This is a genomic window from Pusillimonas caeni, from assembly GCF_003545815.1.
GTDB lineage: Bacteria > Pseudomonadota > Gammaproteobacteria > Burkholderiales > Burkholderiaceae_B > Pusillimonas > Pusillimonas caeni.
On sequence record NZ_PDUW01000019.1, the window covers coordinates 1 to 5732 of the forward strand.

Consider the following 5732-nt stretch of genomic DNA (forward strand, 5'->3'; position numbering starts at 1 on the left):
CGGTAGCGGTGCTAGACCAGAAGGTCCCACACAAAACCGGTTCACTTGACAAGCTAAAAAAACTGCTTCATAATCTCGTTTCTTTGCAGTAACGCAGTACTTGCTCTTTAACAACGAAACAACCGATAAGTGTGGGCGCTTGGAATGAGTGCGCTGCAGGGTCTTTCACGAGGCCTTGGGCTCAACAAGTTTGAAGTGCTTGCACTTGAAGTGAAGAAGCCAAGTTTTTATGTCAAAGTAAGAACCGGCTCTTCCTTTGAGAAGCATAGCGACGTATGACCGCAAATGTCCTTTGGGATGTTTGAAGGAAAATACGATTTACAGGAATTGAACTGAAGAGTTTGATCCTGGCTCAGATTGAACGCTAGCGGGATGCTTTACACATGCAAGTCGAACGGCAGCACGAGATAAGCTTGCTTATCTTGGTGGCGAGTGGCGAACGGGTGAGTAATGTATCGGAACGTGCCCAGTAGCGGGGGATAACTACGCGAAAGCGTGGCTAATACCGCATACGCCCTACGGGGGAAAGGGGGGGATCGCAAGACCTCTCACTATTGGAGCGGCCGATATCGGATTAGCTAGTTGGTGGGGTAAAGGCCTACCAAGGCTGCGATCCGTAGCTGGTTTGAGAGGACGACCAGCCACACTGGGACTGAGACACGGCCCAGACTCCTACGGGAGGCAGCAGTGGGGAATTTTGGACAATGGGGGCAACCCTGATCCAGCCATCCCGCGTGTGCGATGAAGGCCTTCGGGTTGTAAAGCACTTTTGGCAGGGAAGAAAAGGCGCCGGTTAATACCTGGTGCCGCTGACGGTACCTGCAGAATAAGCACCGGCTAACTACGTGCCAGCAGCCGCGGTAATACGTAGGGTGCAAGCGTTAATCGGAATTACTGGGCGTAAAGCGTGCGTCGGCGGTTTGGCAAGAAAGGTGTGAAATCCCAGGGCTTAACCTTGGAACTGCACTTTTAACTGCCAGGCTAGAGTATGTCAGAGGGGGGTAGAATTCCACGTGTAGCAGTGAAATGCGTAGAGATGTGGAGGAATACCGATGGCGAAGGCAGCCCCCTGGGATAATACTGACGCTCAGGCACGAAAGCGTGGGGAGCAAACAGGATTAGATACCCTGGTAGTCCACGCCCTAAACGATGTCAACTAGCTGTTGGGGCCTTCGGGCCTTAGTAGCGCAGCTAACGCGTGAAGTTGACCGCCTGGGGAGTACGGTCGCAAGATTAAAACTCAAAGGAATTGACGGGGACCCGCACAAGCGGTGGATGATGTGGATTAATTCGATGCAACGCGAAAAACCTTACCTACCCTTGACATGTCTGGAATCCTGAAGAGATTTAGGAGTGCTCGCAAGAGAACCGGAACACAGGTGCTGCATGGCTGTCGTCAGCTCGTGTCGTGAGATGTTGGGTTAAGTCCCGCAACGAGCGCAACCCTTGTCATTAGTTGCTACGAAAGGGCACTCTAATGAGACTGCCGGTGACAAACCGGAGGAAGGTGGGGATGACGTCAAGTCCTCATGGCCCTTATGGGTAGGGCTTCACACGTCATACAATGGTCGGGACAGAGGGTTGCCAACCCGCGAGGGGGAGCCAATCTCAGAAACCCGATCGTAGTCCGGATTGCAGGCTGCAACTCGCCTGCATGAAGTCGGAATCGCTAGTAATCGCGGATCAGCATGTCGCGGTGAATACGTTCCCGGGTCTTGTACACACCGCCCGTCACACCATGGGAGTGGGTTTCACCAGAAGTAGGTAGCCTAACCGCAAGGGGGGCGCTTACCACGGTGGGATTCATGACTGGGGTGAAGTCGTAACAAGGTAGCCGTATCGGAAGGTGCGGCTGGATCACCTCCTTTCAGAGCGCATAGGGCGCACGAAGCGAAAGCGTCCACACTTATCGGTTGTCTGTTGCTGTTGCGTCAGGCGAGGTCTCGCCCGGTACCACAGGATCTGGGTCAGTAGCTCAGTCGGTTAGAGCACCGTCTTGATAAGGCGGGGGTCGTTGGTTCGATTCCAACTTGACCCACCACGGTTTTAGGAAGGGGGATTAGCTCAGCTGGGAGAGCACCTGCTTTGCAAGCAGGGGGTCGTCGGTTCGATCCCGTCATCCTCCACCACGCTGCTGTGGTTGGTATGGGGTCTGGCGCGTACGAGAGAAGGGGTTTGCGGGTGTCAACGCAGAGCGTCTGGGGGCGAATGGCCTTCGGGGGTTGTGCGTTGATTCTTCGGAATCGCGTGGTAGTACAGCAGTGCAGCAGTATTCGTTCTTTAACAATCTGGAAGAAGCACAACGAAGTAATTTATGGTGTGACTTGCGCCTTGTTGGGCAGGTCCATGATAAGTACGGGTTGTGATTGCAAAACACAATTTTGTTCAAATAGTTCTCATACCGAGTGCGTTGGCAACCGGGTACTCGGGCTTTGAAATAGATGAACGGCACAAACACGCGAAACTCAAGGTTCTATAGCCTATAGCGTTATAGGATCAAGCGACTAAGTGCACATGGTGGATGCCTTGGCGATCACAGGCGAAGAAGGACGTGGTAGCCTGCGAAAAGCTGCGGGGAGCTGGCAAACAAGCATTGATCCGCAGATGTCCGAATGGGGAAACCCACTCCCGCAAGGGAGTATCCCTGGCTGAATACATAGGCCAGTGGAGGCGAACCGGGTGAACTGAAACATCTCAGTAACTCGAGGAAAAGAAATCAACCGAGATTCCGACAGTAGCGGCGAGCGACCTCGGAGCAGCCTTGACGATTTAGGCAATTGGATAGTCGAACGGAATGGAAAGTCCGGCCGTAGCAGGTGATAGCCCTGTAGACGAAATTCAGCTGCTGGAACTAAGCGTCAGACAAGTAGGGCGGGACACGTGAAATCCTGTCTGAAGATGGGGGGACCATCCTCCAAGGCTAAATACTCGTGATCGACCGATAGTGAACCAGTACCGTGAGGGAAAGGCGAAAAGAACCCCGGAAGGGGAGTGAAATAGATCCTGAAACCGTGTGCATACAAACAGTAGGAGCGGGCTCGTCCCGTGACTGCGTACCTTTTGTATAATGGGTCAGCGACTTACATTCAGTGGCAAGCTTAACCGAATAGGGAAGGCGTAGCGAAAGCGAGTCCGAATAGGGCGATTTCAGTCGCTGGGTGTAGACCCGAAACCAGGCGATCTATCCATGGCCAGGTTGAAGGCACGGTAACACGTGCTGGAGGACCGAACCCACTAATGTTGAAAAATTAGGGGATGAGCTGTGGATAGGGGTGAAAGGCTAAACAAGCCTGGAAATAGCTGGTTCTCTCCGAAAACTATTTAGGTAGTGCCTCGCGTATTACTGCTGGGGGTAGAGCACTGTTATAGCTAGGGGGTCATGGCGACTTACCAAACTATGGCAAACTCCGAATACCGGCAAGTACAGCGCGGGAGTCAGAGCACCGGGTGCTAACGTCCGGACTCAAGAGGGAAACAACCCAGACCGCCAGCTAAGGTCCCTAAAATTGGCTAAGTGGGAAACGAAGTGGGAAGGCATAGACAGTCAGGAGGTTGGCTTAGAAGCAGCCATCCTTTAAAGAAAGCGTAATAGCTCACTGATCGAGTCGTCCTGCGCGGAAGATGTACCGGGGCTAAGCCAGTTACCGAAGCTGCGGGTGTATATCTTAGATATACGCGGTAGGAGAGCGTTCTGTAAGCCTGTGAAGGTGGCTTGTAAAGGCTGCTGGAGGTATCAGAAGTGCGAATGCTGACATGAGTAGCGATAAAGGGGGTGAAAAGCCCCCTCGCCGTAAGTCCAAGGTTTCCTGCGCAACGTTCATCGGCGCAGGGTGAGTCGGCCCCTAAGGCGAGGCAGAGATGCGTAGCTGATGGGAAGCTGGTTAATATTCCAGCACCGTCGTACAGTGCGATGGGGGGACGGATTGCGAAAGGTCATCGGGGTGTTGGAAGTCCCCGTTGCTGCATCGAAGAAGGCGCTTAGGTAAATCCGGGCGCGTAATTCAAGGGTGTGGCTGGATAGAACTTCGGTTCTAAACTGATTGGAAGTGGTCCCAAGAAAAGCCTCTAAGCTTCAGCTGTACGAGACCGTACCGCAAACCGACACAGGTGGACGGGATGAATATTCCAAGGCGCTTGAGAGAACTCAGGAGAAGGAACTCGGCAAATTGATACCGTAACTTCGGGAGAAGGTATACCCTGGTAGGGTGATGCGCCTGCGCGCAAAGCTCGAAGGGGTCACAGAGAATCGGTGGCTGCGACTGTTTATTAAAAACACAGCACTCTGCAAACACGAAAGTGGACGTATAGGGTGTGACGCCTGCCCGGTGCCGGAAGGTTAAGTGATGGGGTGCAAGCTCTTGATCGAAGCCCCGGTAAACGGCGGCCGTAACTATAACGGTCCTAAGGTAGCGAAATTCCTTGTCGGGTAAGTTCCGACCTGCACGAATGGCGTAACGATGGCCACACTGTCTCCTCCTGAGACTCAGCGAAGTTGAAGTGTTTGTGATGATGCAATCTACCCGCGGCTAGACGGAAAGACCCCATGAACCTTTACTGTAGCTTTGCATTGAACTGTGAACCGGCCTGTGTAGGATAGGTGGGAGGCGTTGAAACCGAGTCGCCAGATTCGGCCGAGCCATCCTTGAAATACCACCCTGGTCTGTTTGCGGTTCTAACCTTGGCCCGTTATCCGGGTTGGGGACAGTGCATGGTGGGCAGTTTGACTGGGGCGGTCTCCTCCTAAAGTGTAACGGAGGAGTTCGAAGGTACGCTAGGTACGGTCGGAAATCGTGCTGATAGTGCAATGGCATAAGCGTGCTTGACTGTGAGACTGACAAGTCGAACAGGTGCGAAAGCAGGACATAGTGATCCGGTGGTTCTGAATGGAAGGGCCATCGCTCAACGGATAAAAGGTACTCTGGGGATAACAGGCTGATACCGCCCAAGAGTTCATATCGACGGCGGTGTTTGGCACCTCGATGTCGGCTCATCTCATCCTGGGGCTGTAGCCGGTCCCAAGGGTATGGCTGTTCGCCATTTAAAGAGGTACGTGAGCTGGGTTTAAAACGTCGTGAGACAGTTTGGTCCCTATCTGCCGTGGGCGTTGGATACTTGACGGAGCCTGCTCCTAGTACGAGAGGACCGGAGTGGACGTACCGCTGGTGTATCGGTTGTCATGCCAATGGCATTGCCGAGTAGCTACGTACGGAAGAGATAACCGCTGAAGGCATCTAAGCGGGAAACTCGTCTGAAGATTAGGTATCCCGGGGGCTTGACCCCCCTGAAGGGTCGTTCGAGACCAGGACGTTGATAGGTCAGGTGTGTAAGCGCAGTAATGCGTTCAGCTAACTGATACTAATTGCCCGTGCGGCTTGATCCTATAACCTTGTAGGTTATACGTGTTCAGGTGCCGTTCAAACAAAGGTCTATATCGGGTGCGCCCCTCGTACAGCGCGCACCCCAATCACCCCACACATGCTTATCACACCACCGTAAGTGACCTTACGTGTGCTTCTTGCCCAGATTGGCCGAGCGCGCCTACAAGCGCGCCGGCAACCCGTTACGCTTGACGACCATAGCAAGGTGGTCCCACGCCTTCCCATCCCGAACAGGACCGTGAAACGCCTTTGCGCCGATGATAGTTGGCATTCGCCTGTGAAAGTAGGTCATCGTCAGGCTCTTACTCCGCAAAGCCCCTGCATCCCATCGATGCAGGGGCTTTGTCCTTTGTG

2 tRNA genes and 3 rRNA genes are annotated in these 5732 nt (G+C 53.5%); all 5 read left to right on the forward strand.

The annotated features are described in order from the left end of the window. Positions 1-329 precede the first annotated feature (329 nt). The 5 genes from CSC67_RS21110 (at position 330) to rrf (ending at position 5678) form a co-directional block, all read left to right on the forward strand. Positions 330-1868: ribosomal RNA gene (locus CSC67_RS21110) — 16S ribosomal RNA — on the forward strand. 96 nt (positions 1869-1964) lie between these two features. Further along, positions 1965-2041 (forward strand) — tRNA-Ile (locus CSC67_RS21115). Positions 2042-2053: 12 nt separating this feature from the next. After that, a tRNA-Ala gene (locus tag CSC67_RS21120) sits at positions 2054-2129 on the forward strand. Positions 2130-2494: 365 nt separating this feature from the next. Further along, a 23S ribosomal RNA gene (locus CSC67_RS21125) occupies positions 2495-5380 on the forward strand. 185 nt (positions 5381-5565) lie between these two features. Next, positions 5566-5678: ribosomal RNA gene (rrf, locus tag CSC67_RS21130) — 5S ribosomal RNA — on the forward strand. The 16S, 23S and 5S rRNA genes sit together here with 2 tRNA genes alongside, the layout of an rRNA operon. Positions 5679-5732: the final 54 nt, after the last annotated feature.